Here is a 15,943-nt window from a genome sequence, read left to right as displayed (position 1 = left end):
AATCTTTCCTTTTCGCTTTCTCAATGCGACTGGCCAGTAAGCTGACGCAACAGCGTTGCGCCGTCGGCGGGCCAGACATCACTGCGCCAGGCCACATGCTGGTCCGGGCGGATCAAGGTGAAGGCGCAGGGATACATCGCTGCGACACCTCCCTCTTCAGGGCGAATGACCGTCAACGGGATCCCGCACGCCTGAGCCTGCCGCATCGCTTCGGCGAGCACCGGCGCAGCCACCTCGCGCGAGGCGAGCAGTGTCAGACCGGCACCGAAGCAGTCGTATAACGAACGGCCATCGTGCAACCAGGCGTGTGGCGCGAGATGTCCCGGTCGTGAGGTCGGTACGTAGTTCACAAAGTCGCGCACTGGAGGTGGTGTGCCGTCGGGCACGATGACCGGCGACTCCTCGTAGCGGTAGCCAAGGACCACGCCAAGGGTGGCAAACTCACGCAGTTTCGCGGCACGGATGCGCTCGCCTACTTCCCGCCGCAGGCGCGCCCCTTCGGCACTGTCGTCGTCGAGCCCGACTGTCGCGAGCTGGTTGCCGAGCGTCGCGTGGTTAGCCACCGCCTCGTCGAGAACGTATTCGTGCACCGGACGGCGTTCCGTCTCGTAACTTTCGAGCAGGCGCTCTCCGCCCCAGCCCTGCAGTACCGCGGCGAGTTTCCAGCCGAGATCCACCCCGTCGGCGATCCCCATGTTCATACCGTAGCCGCCGAACGGCGGGTGCAGGTGGCAGGCGTCCCCTGCGAGAAAAACGCGACCCCTCCTGTAGCGGTCCGCGATGAGCCGACTGGCCACCCATTCGTCCGTGCTAAGCACCTCGTAAGGCAGGTCGATGCCAGTGGCGCGGGCAATAAGTGCACGGGCATCCAGGTCCTCGGGCCGCATCGATGCTGGCACCTTGGTCGGCATGAAGAACCACCTGTCGTCACTGTCCATTGGACCAATCAGACTCGGCGCGTCGTCGTTGACCTGCCAGTACATGATGGCTGGCCCATGGCGATGCGCTTGCGCAAGGCCTGGCGCGCGGAAGACGATGTTGTAGTTGCGCGAGAGTCCATACTCGCCCTCCATGCGCGCGCCGATAGCGTCGCGCACGGTGCTGCGTGCTCCGTCAGCACCAACGAGGTAGTCGACCCGCAACTTTTCGCGCGTGTCCCGGTGGTTGATCTCCGCCAGAACGCCATCACCGTCCTGTTCGAACCCGACGAGCTCACAGTTGAAGCGCAGGGTGACACCCGGCAGCGACTGGGCATGCTCGCGCAACACTCGCTCCAGCGTGTACTGTGGAACCCATTGGGCATGTTCCGAGTACAGGGGGTTACGTCCGGGCATACAGTAATTGGCGTTCTCGAAGCGCGCTAGCTCGTGGCCCGCCAGCCGGGTGCAGAACACCACGTTCGACGGGTAATCGACTCCGAGCGGCGAAGCAGCTCGCAGCTGGTCTGCGATTCCCCAGCGACGCAAATGCTCGCGTGTTCTGACATTGGTCGTCTTGGCGCGTGCCGCATGTCCGCCGCGCTCGTTGCGCTCGATCACCAAGCAAGGAACCGAGCGTTGACCGAGCTCTATAGCAAGTGCCAGGCCGACCGGCCCAGCGCCAACGATCAACACGCGAGGTTCCCGCGGATGCGGCTCGCTAGCATTCATAACTCTGTCTCCAAGTGTCGTTGGAGACGAATGTAAGACAGCATGCCGCGATGTCGGAAGATGGCAGAATCGATCGATTGATCGCGGATAAGCATCACCCCGGACGATCGCCAGAGAGAAGCTCTACACGTAGGACTGTGCACCGGTTGCCATCGAGTTTCTGCCGGTGCGTTGAAAAGGCGTTCGGCCGCTGCAAGCGCCGGGCCGCCAAGAGCTGGCGGATGGCCGCAACGTATGCGAAGGTCCATGGCACATGAAAGTACCTCACCGGCTTGTCGACAAGGCCGGCGGCACGGTCGACTTCCTGCTGCGAGTCAAGCGGGACGAGGAAGCGGCCCGACGGCACATCGAGAATGGCATCGACCAGAATGGCGCGCCCGACCCCGTAACCATCGACAAGAAGGGTGCCAATCTGGCCGCCGCACTCCATGAACCCCGAGGTTGAGATGCCCACCGAGACCCGGCAGGCCAAGTATCTCAACAAGATCGTAGAACGAAACCATCGGGCGATCAAGCACCGTACCCGATCCATGCCGGGATTCAAGGATTCTCGTTGTGCGCGCGTCTTGTTGAGCCGCATTGAACTGATGCATACGATCGCCAAGATGCAGATGAAAGGCGCAGGCAAACTCAAGCCATCGATCGCCCGGAAATTCTACTGTCTGGCAATGTAAGCAGTCCTGATAATATAGCTACTGTTCATCAAAATCGCTTTACCGCGACAGAACTGCGAATTTCGTCTCACTTAGCATGCGCCACTGGGAAGGCAGGACCACTGGACCGTCTCCAACGACGGTTACTGTTGCGCCCAGATGCATATCGCGACTTGAACTACCTATCATGACATCAAAGTCGCCCGGTTCAACAATGCGGTCCCCATGGGCATCAGTGAAATTCAACATATCGACAGGAATAGCAACTGTTACTTTGCCCACCTCGCCGGAATCCAAAGTTGCCCGCGCAAATCCCTTCAGCTCCCGAACTGGGCGAACGGTCGAAGCGAGACGGTCACGGACATAGACCTGAACGACTTCGGTGCCTGTCCGAGCGCCGACATTTTCAATTACGAACTGTAACTCGAGTGTTCCGTCATCGATTGATACTTCATCTTGCTTGAATTCGAGGTCGCGGTATTCGAACCGTGTATAGCTCAATCCAAATCCAAATGGATAGCGCGAGCCAAAGTGAAATGCAACCGGCGTCCCGGCGCTCTTTAGCTTATGGTTGTAGAAGTACGGAACAGCGCCCGCACTTTTTGGGACCGACAGCGGCAAGCGTCCGGAAAAACCCGCCGTCCCTGTCAGAAGATTAGCCAACGCGTCGGCACCTCTTTCGCCCGGTGCGAACGCCATTACCTCCGCCGCAATTCTGTCTTCGAGACCGCCAAGGTTATAAGGTCGACCGCCCGTCAGCACAACCACCGTCGGCGTGCCAGTTGCGACGACCGCTTCAAGGAGGGCCTGCTGCACGCCCGGCAGATCGAGACTGTCGGTATCGGATCCCTCACCCACCGTGCCGGACTGGAACAGGCCAGCGAGATCACCCACAAAAACAACCGCAACGTCTGCGTCCCTTGCCGCACTGACCGCGTCAACAATCTGTCCTTTGTCCGTACTAACCAGCGACGTCCGGTCTTCCTTAATCGCGGCGTCCATGTCCACATCGCCGGGGTACACCGGCGCACCTTGGCTCCGTTCCGTGATGACATCGCAGCCTTTTGCGTAGGCGACACGTGCGTCACCGAACCGGGCTCGCAGCGCCTGGAGCGGAGTCGCTATGTGAGCGCCGGTCTGCTCCCCCGCATTGATCAGGTGGACCGGGAAACTGTAGCCCGCCAGCAACGCAAGCGGGTCGTCCGCCGTGGGGCCGATGACGGCCAGCTTCCCGGTTTTCTCGATGTCCAACGGTAAGGTTCCGTCGTTGCACAGGAGGACGGCCGACTCCACCGCGACCTGATAAGCCACTTGGTTCGCCGGTTCGCCTCGAAGTTCAACCTTTTCGGGGTCGGCATAGGGACGCTCAAAAAGGCCAAGGCTGAACTTGGTCGCCAGCACCCGGGAGACAATCGGATCGATGACCTCTTCGGTAATCTGCCCTCGCTCTATCGCCTCCCTCAAATGCAAGGCGCACTCGTGGCCCGGCAACTCGATATCAAGTCCTGCCTTAAATGACATTGCGGCAGCCGAGGCTGCGTCCCGAGCCACTCCATGATGCGTGTAAAGTAGGTTGACACCCGCATAGTCCGCAACAACCAGACCGTCGAATCCCCACTTCTCGCGCAAAATTCCCGTCAACAGGGTTTGGTCTGCATGACAGGGGACGCCATCGATATCGTGATAAGCAGGCATAACCGAACCTGCATTTGCGAGTTTCACTGCCATCTCGAACGGCAAAAGGAAAATGTCATTGAATTCGCGGGGCCCGACATGGACGGGCGCGTGGTTCCGTCCGCCTTCGCTCGCGGAATGCCCTGCGAAATGCTTGAGTGTTGCGAGTAAATCACGTTGCTCGCCCTGAATGCCCTTGACATATCGATATCCCATCACGCCTACGAGATAAGGATCTTCGCCTAAGGTCTCTTCCGTGCGACCCCACCGAGGGTCGCGAGACACATCAAGAACAGGAGCAAGCCCTTGATGACAGCCGATCGAGCGCGCCTGCTGACCAATTACCTCGCCTACCTGCTCTACGAGTTCGGGATTCCACGTCGCGGCATAGTTCAGCGGAGCGGGAAAGAGTGTTGCATCCTTGATCATCAAGCCAACAAGACACTCTTCATGAGACATCACGGGAATCCCCAGCCGGGTTTCCTCCATCATTTGACGTTGCAGCTCATTAAGTGCGCGAACACCTTCCTTAGGATCAACCGTGTGAGTCCCAAGCGGTCGGGTAATTTGCCCCAAGCCGTGCTTCAACAGCGCGTCGACGGAGATATTGGTCGTGCGCTGTGCAAAGTCTGCGACTCGCCATTGGTGATTTCCGTCCGAAGACAGTTTGAGCCAAGCGGCGTGCAACTGTGCAATCTTCTCGTCTAACGTCATCCGTCCGAGCAAATCAGTGACACGATCTTGAATTGCGGCATCCCGGTTGCGATAAAGGGGTGTCTCGGCAGCGTTATTCGTAGCCATAAAGTGCGTCCTTTAATCAGATATTTTTGCAGACAAGCAGACTGGTAAGTCTGGAATTTTCCGGTTCAACGTTTGAACCCCAAGCGATAGTCATTTCGCGACATTAATTTAATCAATTATCCTAAATGCTTGTGTTTTTCATGTTCCAACGAAAACGACCCTTTTAACCGGACCGATTGATCAATAATCTTCGTTTTATCGTTTCAGACCTCGGGTGCACCTCACCTGTGCCTGCCCAGGTACCTCGGTGTGAAAGGAAAACAGGCCACCTGCAAGCGGCTGTTGCCATATCTCCTCAGGCGACAGCCCCTTGCGCGCAGTCGTAACGTAGGCGGTGCGGAGATCGTCTCCGCCGAACGCGAGTTTCGTGATGTTCGAGCAAGGGAAGCAGACCCGTTCTACAAGCTTTCCATCCGGCGCATAGCGCTCGATCCGTCCGCCCCCAAAAAGCGCAACCCAGACGAAGCCTTCGGCATCAACCGCCATCCCGTCAGGATATCCAGTGCCGGAAATGGCCGCAAAGACGCGCCTCTGCGATAGCTCTCCAAGCTCGTTGACGTTGAATGCATACAGCAATTTTCCGAGCGTGTCCGTGTGATATAGCGTCCGGTTATCCGGGCTCGTCGCCGGACCGTTCGTAATGACGTACCCGGCGTCACGAATCGTCACATCGCCGCAGTCGTCGAGTCGATAGAGCGCGCCTGTCGGTCTCTTCTCCGAATCATCCATAGACCCAAACCACAGATGGCCATCGAAATCGACAAAGCCATCATTGAGGCGATTACCCGGTAGATCCGCCTCAACACTTGTCAGCTTTGAAAACGTGCCATCCTCGCCATCAAACCGATACAGACCATCCCGCAAGCCGCATATAAATGCATTATCGGATAACGGTAGGACGAATCCCGGCTCCGATGGAGTCTGCCAACTTTTCCTTTCACCTGTTTCCACAGATAATCGATGCAGATGGCGGCCCATGATGTCGACGAAATAAACGGCTCGTTCGTTGAACTGCCAAACCGGACCTTCGCCAAGGTCCGCTTCAACCTGCCACACGCAAATTGGAGATTGAGTGTTCATGCGCCGTACCATCCGGCATCCACGAAATACTCCCGCCCCGAGCAACGCGCGCCATCGTCCGACGCCAGGAACAGCGCCATCCGCGCCACATGTTCTGGCTCGATGCGCTCAGGCAGACACTGGCCCTCGATCAGCCTCGTTTCACTCTCTTCGGTCTGCCACAATTTCATCTGCCGGGCAGTTCGAACCGCACCGGGTACGATACAGTTAACCCTGATGCCACAGGACCCCAAGTCACGCGCAAGGCCACGCGTCAACCCTTCAATCCCTGCTTTTGCGGTCATATAAATGGCGAGATCCGGCAACGCAAGATGCCATGAGATAGATCCGAGATTCAGAATGACACCGTGCCCATTCGTTCGCATGCTTTGCGCAGCTTTCTGCGCGCAGAAGAAATGGTGCCGCAAGTTGACAGCGATCCGGTCGTCCCAATAGTCTGGCGAAACTGTATCGAGATCATGCCTATCATCGTTGGCTGCGTTATTGACAAGTATCTCAATCGGGCCGGCCTTATCCGTTATGGCTGAAAACACCTCGGTGATTGCGTCCACGTTCCGAAGGTCACATCGCTGGAAGTGCGGTGGATGATACGCGTTGCAAAGGGAATTCTGGAGAGCAAGCGAATCCGCCTCGGCGACGTCGAGAAAGTACACTTGCGCGCCCTGACCAGCGAACGCCTCGACCATGGCGGCGCCAATACCTGTACCGCCTCCAGTAATGACCACGGTCTTGTCTTTCAGGCTTGGATAAATTGCGTACGACATAAAAATTCCAGTTGATACAGTCACGGGACACAGATCGTATTGGCAAACCCTGTCTGACCTTAGGCCAGGCGAACAGCACCAGTCGAGGCGCCTGTGGTCTCAAGGCGGTTCAGCGCCATATCCTGGTCGTCGAAAACATGGCACACGTCCGGAGAAGCATGGAGCGGAATCCGTTCATCAACAGAAACGCCACCCTCCCCGGCGAGTTTCGCGATAATCATCGAGTCCGCGCCCTTCTCGCCGATCGCGACGTGAACGTAGCTATGCTCGCCCAATCGCTCAACGAGGCGAACTGTTCCGTGGACTGATTGCTGCTTGCCCGCCTGAGTATCAAGATGAAGATGTTCGGGGCGGACGCCCATCGTCACATTCATGCCCAGACGTGCTTTGCTACCGTCGACTGCCGCATGAACAACATCACCCGTGATCAGACGGACGGCAACACCAACGTTCGTAATCGCCAAAACGGTGCCGGGAAGAAAATTCATCTTCGGCGATCCGATAAACCCTGCTACGAACCGGCTTTTTGGTCGGTGATACAGGTCGAGCGGAGCTCCGATTTGCGCAACACTTCCATGTCGCTCCATGTCAGAACCGGCGTGCAACAGAACAACCTTGTCCGCGAGCGCCATTGCCTCGATCTGATCGTGTGTCACGTAAATTGCGCTTGCGCTGTTGAATTCCCTATGCAGTCGGGCAATTTCAGTGCGAGTTTGAACCCGAAGCGATGCATCGAGGTTTGACAACGGCTCGTCAAAAAGGAAAACGCCGGGTTCCCGTACAATCGCCCGTCCAATTGCGACCCGTTGGCGCTGGCCACCGGACAATGCAGCGGGTCGCCGGTCAAGGTATTTCTCCAACTGCAAAGCCTGCGCTGCCTGGCGAACTTTCCGGTCGATCGTTGCCTTATCAAGTTTCGCCTGGCGCAATCCGAATGCCATGTTTTCATACACATTCATGTGCGGATAGAGCGCGTAATTCTGGAAAACCATCGCTACGCGACGCTGGGACGGATGTACGTGGTTCATCATCTTCCCGTCGATGCACAGCTCACCCGCAGTGATCTCCTCCAGCCCTGCGACCATGCGCAACAAGGTTGACTTTCCACACCCCGATGGTCCGAGAAATACGCAAAACTCGTTTGCGCCAATCTCGAGATTCACGTCACGAATCACCGGGGGATTGCCTTCGTAGGCTTTCTGAACTGCCGAAAGGGTAATGCTTGCCATGACTCACTCGCTCGCCGAAGATGGCAGTCGATATGCCACTCGTCACAAAAACACGTTGACCGGATGATCAGCAAAACGTTGCCCGAGGACGGGTTATGCTCTGCCTACCTGAAATGCCGCTGTCGCCTCTATCCTTTCAATGATCCCGCCATCATTCCCCTTATGATCCGTTCCTGGCCAAAGGCGTACACGAGAATCAAAGGCAGCGAGGTGAGCGTCACGACCGAAAGCATCGCTGGAATATTCGACGAATACTGTCCCTGAAAGTCCCACAGCGCCAAAGGCAAAGTTCTATGCTCCGGCGTTGAAGTCAAAACATAGGCAAAGATAAATTCGTTCCAGAGCGCAATACCGTTATAGATCGCGACAGTCGCAAGACCCGGCGTCGACAGAGGAAAGTAGATCCGCCAGAAAATCTTGAAAGGTCCACAACCATCGAGTTGCGCCGCCTCCTCCAACTCGCGCGGAATCTGGCGCATGAACTCGGTGAGGATGAAAATAGACATAGGCAGACCCAATGCCACGTACGGACCAATAAGCGCAAACTTTGTGTCATAGAGTCCAATGTTGCGGATCAGCAGGTAGATGGGAACCAGCGTTGCATGCAATGGGACAATCATGCCGGCCACCACAAGTCCGAAAAGCAGCTTGTTCAGGCGAAAAGGCAATCGCGCGAATACATAAGCCGCCATTGCGCTAAACAGTACGATGAGCGTGACCGAGACCCCGACAACGAAGACGCTGTTTCCAAGGTATGTGAAGAACGAACCTTGAAGAACTGCGAGGTAGTTCACAAAGTCCAGGTGAGACGGCAAAGCCCATACAGATCCCGAATAGGTTTCTTCCTGTGTCTTGAAACTGGTCGCCAGAACGAAGAGAAAAGGCAAGGTCGTCACCGCAAGCCAGACAAGCCCCAGCAAAAAAATACCGGGACGAAACTGCTTGCCAACGCCTCGGGTTGCAGACCGAGTCATGTCAGACCTCCGTTGCGAACCGGTTGGTTAGGCGCATCGCTGCAGCGGCAACCACTGCGACAATGATGAACATTGCGGAAGCAATAGCACTACCGTAGCCAAGCTGGAAAGAGCTGAACACGGTGCGATACATGTATGTCGCCATCAATTCGGACGAACTCTCCGGTCCACCACCCGTCATGACGTAAATCAGGTCGAAATAGCGCAGTGAACCGATAATTGCCAGCAGCGCACCTGTCCGGACCGTCCCTTGAAGATGGGGAAGCTTGATCCGCCAGAAAATCGTCCACTCCGATGCACCATCGAGACAAGCCGCTTCTCCGTGCTCAGCGGGAAAGGACGACAGCCCTGCCAGGAAAAGAATCATGTAGAACGGAATATTTTGCCAGCAGATGACCGCAATCGTTGAAGCAAGGGCATAGTGCGTATCACCAAGCCAATCCTTCGCCAGCACGTCCAGACCGAATGCGTGTAGCGCTGCATTCAACGGACCAAAGTTCGGGTCATAGACGTTCTTGAACAGCACTCCGATCGCCACACTCGACATCAGAAGTGGCAGGAAATACAGGATCTTCAGCGTCCGGGAGCCGCGCCCCGCCTTGTCGAGCAGGACGGCAAGGGCAAGTGCAATAGGCAACTGTACGAGGATCGAAAAAATTCCAAGAAGCAGATTGTTACCCAGCGCCTTCCAGAAAATGTCGTCGTGGACAAGACGCACCCAATTCTGGAGTGCGACGAAGCGCGCGTTGTTTCCCAAACCACTCCAGTCGAGCGTCGATAACTGAAAACTCGACAATAACGGGTAAATCAGAAAAACAGACAGCAAGACGACCGACGGCGCAAGAAGAACCGCGATGACAAGCCATCTTGACTGCAGTCGTTGAGCCCTTACCGGCGCAAGCGGGATTGCAATGTTCACAACTGTCTCCTGGCCCGCCGTATCATCGGGCAATCATTTTCGTTTACTGGCCGGCATTGGCCTTGGCGGCTGCTTCCATCTGCTGCGCGGCCTCTTCCGGGCTCAGCGACAGTCCGAACAACGCCTGCGAAGTATCTTTGTGCAACTCCCCAAGCCTGGGCGGAAGCTCCTGGTCGTACCACAGTTGTACGTTCGGTGCCTGCGCAACCAACTCCTGCAACCTCTTGAGGAACGGGTCCGTCACCGGAATATTCTTGACAGGAGGGATACGTGCATCTGCAACCCGAGCCTGCATCGACCCGTCGTCGGTGATCGTCTTGATCAGCTTGAAAGCGGCGTCGCGCTCTGTGCACTGCACCGAAATACTGGTGAAACTGTCGCCAACTGTGCCGACCACATCGCGCGGATCCCCTTTGCCGCCAGGAATGCTAGGGAACGGGAAAAAATCGAGCTTTTTGTAGAAGGCAGGGTTTTCCTTCTGAATGGTCGATGCCTCCCAGCCCCCCATCAACTCCATTGCTGCACGACCCGAGTAAAGCAGGCGCCGCGATGCGCCAATGTCATAGTCGAGCCCGTTATAACCCTGCGCGAATGCGCCAGCCTTGACCAGTTGCTGGATGTATTTGCCCGCCGCCACGAAAACGGGATCGGCGAAGCTGCCTCCCGGCTGGCGATCGGCTGCTTTGCGGAATACATCCGGTCCACCGAGGCGATCGACGAGATACATGTAGTACATCGACCCCGTCCACTTGTTCTTGTTAGCGAGCGAGAATGGCGCGACGCCGTGAGACTGGAGCGTTTTGACCACACTCATCAGATCACCCCACGTCGCAGGCGGCGTAAGGTTGTACTGCTTGAACAGGTCCCTGTTGTAGAAGACAACGGCCGCCGAAACATTCTCAGTCGGAATTCCGTAGATCTTGTTGTCGTATGTAACGGCGCGCCAAGACGTCGGCAGGAACCGGTCGCGGTACACGGGATCCTTCTGGAGATACGGAGTAAGGTCGACAACCTGCCCTGCCTTTACGTATTCGCGCAACGGTCCACCACCCCACGTGTCGAACAGGCAAGGCGGTTGTCCGGCGCCGAATGCCACCTTCAGTTTGGCCTTGTACGCATCGTTGAGCACATGTGAATCTTCGACCTTGTAGCCTGGATTCTGCTTTTCGAAGCGGTCAGCAGCCTCCCGCACGATCTTGGGCCCATTCCCATCGGTCTGATGGTCCCACGAGGTAATCGTCTTCGAGGTTTGAGCATTTCCGGTCGCAGCCCATGCCGCTGTTACAGAACATAGCAATGCCGCGGTGCCGTGGACTGCCGCGTGTTTGCGGCGGGAAAACCACTTCATTTTCGTCTCCTCATTTGAGGTTTGCTTAGTCTTATTAACGTTATCGCTAACGTTAATTCATGCTAGTCGGACGAAGACCGGGACGCCATGGGGGTTTACCCATGATTCCGGGACGGGTTGGTCGCCGGAGGGACGCCGTCCCGCCCTGGCAGCCATAAGCCGCAACGCCCTCCGTTTCATTTCGCCGGCCGACCGAACAGCTACTGGTAGAATGTTCAAGGTACAAACTTGTGCTAGCGATAACGTCTTGCTACCGTTGCGAGCATGTCCTTTGCGCAACGGGGCACGCATCAAGGCAAGAGCGCGTTTTCCGGATCTCATTCGGCTATGAACAAGCAAAATCCCACCCTCGCGGATGTCGCAAAGATCGCGGGGATATCGCAGATGACGGCATCCCGTGCGCTCAATGACCGCCCGGGCGTTTCGCGTCAGACGCGCGACGAGGTATTGAGGATTGCCGTCGACATCGGCTATGTTGTGAATCGCAGCGCGCAGAAGCTTTCAGGCGGACGCAACGGTATTATCGGGATCATCACGCCAATGCTAGACAATCAGTTTGCGAGCGAACTGATACTTGGCGTCGGCCGGGCCGCCCGTGCGGTTCGCTACGAAACGCTGGTCTACACAATCTTTGATGAGGACAGGGATACCCATCGAAGCCTGATTAACCTTCTTCAGCAATTCGCGGATGGCGTCGTCGCCATTCTCCCGAGAGAATCCATATATTTCGACGCATTGGCGGCAGCTCACGTCCCTGTCGTACTTATCGATCAACGTGGTTCGTTGACAACCTTCCCATCAGTTTCCGTCGACAACTACGGAGGTGCTCGCCTCGCCGTCGAGCACCTCGCCGAGTTGGGGCATCGACGTATTGCTTTCATATCGGGCGACGAAACCATAGAAGGCGTAAGGGACCGTCGCAGAGCCTACGACGACGCAATCGACCAACTCGGAATACCCCGTGACTCTGCCCTTGTTACCACGGGTGACCTCTCCCAGATGAAAGCCTTTGAAGCGGCGTCGGGCCTGCTCAAACTGGCGGACCCACCAACCGCGATCTTCGCCGCGAATGACCTTAGCGCGTTTGGCGTTATCGCAGCCGTGCGCGAGTCAGGTCTGCGTGTACCTGACGATATCTCCGTCATCGGATTCGATGACATTCCCATGGCGGCACAGGTTCACCCAGCCCTTACGACGATCCGGCAGCCATTCCAGCAAATGGCGCGAGCAGCCGTCAATACGCTTCTTGCCAGCATCGATGGCGCTGAAGCGGCCGCCGCCCGAATTACCCTTCCTGCCGAACTCGTGGTTCGCGACTCAACAGGGCGGGTGCCTGATTCGCGAAGTAAGGGTGCAACCCGTCGAGGAAAGATACCGCGCGAGGTCCGACCAAAGCGTAGTCAGCCCTCTATTGTTCCGCCGCAGCACCGAACAGAAGTTGAATGAATATCCCCATTGCGAACGCACACAAGCGTGGTAGCCGGCTGCCGCATCCGGCTTAATTGATCACTCTCAACACCCACAAAGAAGCCATACAAGGCTCTCATCGGCAGTAGCTTGAGTCACTTTTCCCGCGAAGACGGTGACGACGGAAGTGCGCCGCTTATTTGAACGAGGTCGTGGAGACATCTGCGGAAAAACTGGACTCGGTATCGTTCGCCACAGTCCACTTCACGCGCAATCGCGAAGTAGCGCTCGTCTTCCCGAAGCTCATTTCCATCGACCACCGGCTCAATAACGTCGAGTGTTGTTTTCCGATGAAGTAGTGTGCAAGGCATCATCTAAAACACACCACGCGCCCGAAGGTTCTGGTAGAGGGCGCGCACGCCAAACTTCCACGGTGCGATGTCCGTGCTCAGTTGTACTGTGTTAATCAATGCCCCCAGTTGCGGGGTCGAAATTGTCACTCGGTCGCCTAGGTGATGGGTGAAACCACCGCCCGCGGTATCACGATCCATGATTGGCGAGAACATGGTGCCAAGAAAAAGCATGAACCCATCCGGATATTGGTGATGGCGCCCCCAGGTCTGGGCGACAAGATCGAGTGGATCACGGCTGATTTCCCGCATGTGACTCACACCTTCGAGCAGAAAACCGTCATCCGGTCCTTCGACGCGCAGCGAGACGCTGGCGGCACGGACCGCATCGATACCGAACGAGTTATCAAGCAGACGTACGAAAGGACCGATTGCGCACGAACCGTTGTTATCTTTACATTTTCCGAGCAGAAGCGCCGAACGTCCTTCAATATCGCGCAAATTCACATCATTGCCGAGCGTCGCGCCGACCACTTCTCCACGACTGTTCACTGCGAGCACGATTTCCGGTTCCGGATTGTTCCAGCTCGACGACGGAAGTAGCCCCACATCTGCGCCAAACCCCACAGCTGACATTGGTTGTGACTTTGAGAAAACCTCAGCATCCGGCCCGATACCGACTTCCATGTACTGTGACCACGCGCCGCGCCGCCCGAGTTCGGCTTTGAGTTTCATCGCTGCTTCCGAGCCCGGCTTGATTTTCGACAGATCACTGCCAATCGTGAAGGCAATGGACTCACGCACTTCCTTTGCTTTCGCCGGGTCACCGCCAGCCTGCTCTTCAATAACGCGCTCGACAAGGCTCACCGCGAACGTCACACCGCATGCCTTGATAGGCTGAAGATCGCAAGGTGCGAGCAACTGCACTATTGGAACCTCTGGTCCCGGCTGGTTTAAAGCTAGCAGCGAATCAACGGGCCCAAGCGATTCTCCGTCCACGGTGCTTACAAAGTGAACGATGTTCTCACGCTCGAAAAGGTCAGCTGTAGTCGGTGCACTGGCTGTAATGTCGAAGACTTCGCCAGCACGCACAATTACCACGCACGGCCCTTCGCGGTCTCCAGTCCTACGCCACACGCGACCCACAAGGAGCGCTCGTTCGACGTCTTGAGGCAGAAAGCCCGGTTGAGATGATGCGCCCATGGAAGATATTCCCGTAATTGTTGATCCAATCGAGCCGGTTTTTGCACACAGAACGGGCTCATCTCTGCTTTCAGTGTGAGTGTCGAGGATTGCCGCGCTCGGCAATCACCTTCAGATACAACGTCGCGGGTTCGAGGCAGCCACCCGTCGAAAGCTGGCCGACAGTCTGGCGATACAGTTCTTGCCACGGCGTCTGCGCACCTGGAATCTCGAACTTCATGCTGTCGCGACGGCGCTCGAGTTCTTCCTCGTCGACGAGCAGTTTCACGCTGCGTGCGTTGAGATCGACACGAATGCGGTCGTTCGTGCGCAACAGCGCCAGGCCGCCGCCGACGGCCGCCTCCGGCGACATGTTGAGGATAGACGGACTCGCTGACGTGCCGCTCTGGCGTCCATCGCCCATGCACGGCAGTGACGTGATTCCCTTGCGCACGAGTTCCGAAGGCGGCGCCATGTTGACCACTTCCGCACTGCCCGGATAACCGACCGTTCCCGCACCGCGAATGACGAGCATGCAGCGATCGTCGATTTCAAGCACCGGGTCGTTGATGCGCGCGTGATAGTCCTCGGGACCATCGAACACGACCGCGCGCGTCTCGAACGTATTCTCCTTACCCGGCTCGCTCAGATACGTTTGTCGGAACGCGTCATCCACCACTGACATCTTCATGATCGCACTGTCGAAGAAGTTGCCCGACAACACGATAAAACCCGCGCCATGCTTGAGCGGTTCGGCCATCGTGCGAATGACGTCGCAATCCGCAACGGGTGCAGTCGCAACAACGTCGCCTACCGTGCGGCCCGAAACCGTGATGCACGATTCGTGAACAAGTCCCGCCTGCGCCAGTTCGCGCAGCACAGCAGGTACGCCGCCCGCGCGATGAAAACTCTCGCCGAGATATTCGCCTGCAGGCATGCAGTTGACGAGCAACGGCACCTGCTCACCGACGCACTGCCAGTCCTCGAGACTCAGCTCCACACCCATGTGCCGCGCAATCGCGATCAGATGCGGTGGACAGTTGCTCGATGCGCCGAGCGCGGATGCGACCACGATTGCGTTCTCGAAGGCCTCTTTCGTCATGATGCGCGACGGCTTCAGATCTTCACGCACCATTTCGACGATGCGCTTACCTGTCGCATACGCCATCTGGCCGCGCTCGCGATAAGCAGCGGGAATGCTCGCGCATCCGGGCAACGACATGCCGAGTGCTTCCGCGAGGCTATTCATCGATAGCGCCGTACCCATCGTATTGCAATGGCCGATGGAGGGCGACGACGCCGCCGTCAGTTCCATGAAACCTTCGTAGTCGATTTCCCCCGTTGCGAGCAGATTGCGCGCGTGCCAGATGACCGTACCTGAACCGACGCGCTTGCCCTGGTACCAGCCGTCGAGCATCGGGCCACCCGATAGCACAATGGCCGGCATGTCGATGGTGGCGGCCGCCATCAGGCATGCGGGCGTGGTCTTGTCGCAGCCCGTGGTGAGCACCACGCCATCGAGCGGAAAGCCATGCAGGATTTCGACAAGGCCAAGATACGCGAGGTTGCGATCGAGCGCGGCCGTCGGACGGCGGCTCTGCTCGGCGAGGGGATGCAAGGGGAACTCCATTGGAATGCCGCCCGCGTCGCGGATGCCCGCCTTCGTGCGCGCAGCCAGCTCGATATGATGGCGGTTACAGGGCGCGAGATCGCTACCCGTCTGCGCAATGCCGATGACCGGCCTGCCGGACTGCAGCTCTTCGCGCGTGAGGCCGTAGTTCATGAAGCGCTCGACATAGAGCGCAGTCATATCCGCGTGCGAAGGATCGTCGAACCATTCCTGGCTGCGAAGGCGACGTGCGGTCGATGGGAACATGTGCTGTACTCCGTTGGTATATATTTAAACGGCGTGT

Annotated in this window: 11 protein-coding genes and 1 pseudogene; 2 read left to right on the top strand and 10 right to left on the bottom strand. The window is 57.3% G+C overall.

What is annotated here, in order from left to right; all coding sequences use genetic code 11:
* Positions 1 to 20: 20 nt before the first annotated feature.
* Positions 21 to 1,613, bottom strand: coding sequence for an FAD-dependent monooxygenase (locus B0G76_RS24150; RefSeq protein ID WP_259460699.1), 1,593 nt, complete (start codon positions 1,611 to 1,613; stop codon positions 21 to 23).
* A 170-nt stretch (positions 1,614 to 1,783) separates the two neighbouring features.
* Between B0G76_RS24150 and B0G76_RS44005 the strand changes: the two are divergent.
* Positions 1,784 to 2,323 (top strand): annotated as a pseudogene (locus B0G76_RS44005) (DDE-type integrase/transposase/recombinase); the annotation flags it as partial.
* A gap of 39 nt (positions 2,324 to 2,362) precedes the next feature.
* On the opposite strand, the gene B0G76_RS24135 reads toward B0G76_RS44005, so the two are convergent.
* The 7 genes from B0G76_RS24135 to B0G76_RS24105 form a co-directional block, all read right to left on the bottom strand.
* Positions 2,363 to 4,777 carry a glycoside hydrolase family 3 N-terminal domain-containing protein gene (locus B0G76_RS24135; RefSeq protein ID WP_120294763.1) on the bottom strand — a complete coding sequence of 805 codons (2,415 nt, stop codon included), beginning with the start codon at positions 4,775 to 4,777 and terminating at the stop codon, positions 2,363 to 2,365.
* A gap of 195 nt (positions 4,778 to 4,972) precedes the next feature.
* Positions 4,973 to 5,857 (bottom strand): SMP-30/gluconolactonase/LRE family protein, encoded by an 885-nt coding sequence (locus B0G76_RS24130; RefSeq protein WP_120294762.1) that lies wholly within the window; start codon positions 5,855 to 5,857, stop codon positions 4,973 to 4,975.
* Complete coding sequence (locus B0G76_RS24125) at positions 5,854 to 6,621, bottom strand: SDR family NAD(P)-dependent oxidoreductase (protein WP_120294761.1); 768 nt, start codon at positions 6,619 to 6,621, stop codon at positions 5,854 to 5,856. Before B0G76_RS24125 ends, B0G76_RS24130 begins: the two co-directional genes overlap by 4 nt.
* Before the next feature lie 59 nt (positions 6,622 to 6,680).
* Positions 6,681 to 7,850 (bottom strand): ABC transporter ATP-binding protein, encoded by a 1,170-nt coding sequence (locus B0G76_RS24120; protein ID WP_120294760.1) that lies wholly within the window; start codon positions 7,848 to 7,850, stop codon positions 6,681 to 6,683.
* Between the two features lie 128 nt (positions 7,851 to 7,978).
* Positions 7,979 to 8,824 (bottom strand): carbohydrate ABC transporter permease, encoded by an 846-nt coding sequence (locus tag B0G76_RS24115; protein WP_120294759.1) that lies wholly within the window; start codon positions 8,822 to 8,824, stop codon positions 7,979 to 7,981.
* Between the two features lies 1 nt (position 8,825).
* Entirely contained in the window at positions 8,826 to 9,743 is a 918-nt protein-coding gene (locus tag B0G76_RS24110; protein ID WP_120294758.1) for a carbohydrate ABC transporter permease, read from the bottom strand.
* A 43-nt stretch (positions 9,744 to 9,786) separates the two neighbouring features.
* Positions 9,787 to 11,091, bottom strand: coding sequence for an extracellular solute-binding protein (locus tag B0G76_RS24105; RefSeq protein WP_120294757.1), 1,305 nt, complete (start codon positions 11,089 to 11,091; stop codon positions 9,787 to 9,789).
* Positions 11,092 to 11,418: 327 nt separating this feature from the next.
* Here B0G76_RS24105 and B0G76_RS24100 point away from each other — a divergent pair, with 327 nt between their 5' ends.
* A complete protein-coding gene (locus tag B0G76_RS24100) occupies positions 11,419 to 12,537 on the top strand; it encodes a LacI family DNA-binding transcriptional regulator (protein WP_120294756.1) in 1,119 nt (372 codons plus the stop codon).
* A 335-nt stretch (positions 12,538 to 12,872) separates the two neighbouring features.
* Here the strand turns inward: B0G76_RS24100 and B0G76_RS24095 are convergent, their stop codons facing one another.
* Together B0G76_RS24095 and B0G76_RS24090 are read right to left on the bottom strand one after the other, a co-directional pair.
* Positions 12,873 to 14,051, bottom strand: a complete 1,179-nt coding sequence (locus tag B0G76_RS24095) for a fumarylacetoacetate hydrolase family protein (protein ID WP_120294755.1) — start codon at positions 14,049 to 14,051, stop codon at positions 12,873 to 12,875.
* Positions 14,052 to 14,121: 70 nt separating this feature from the next.
* On the bottom strand, positions 14,122 to 15,906 hold the full coding sequence (locus tag B0G76_RS24090; protein WP_120294754.1) for an IlvD/Edd family dehydratase: 1,785 nt from the start codon (positions 15,904 to 15,906) through the stop codon (positions 14,122 to 14,124).
* Between the last annotated feature and the right edge of the window lie 37 nt (positions 15,907 to 15,943).

The sequence above is a fragment of the Paraburkholderia sp. BL23I1N1 genome (assembly GCF_003610295.1).
GTDB lineage: Bacteria > Pseudomonadota > Gammaproteobacteria > Burkholderiales > Burkholderiaceae > Paraburkholderia.
This window is presented reverse-complemented; position numbering and strand designations above follow the sequence as displayed.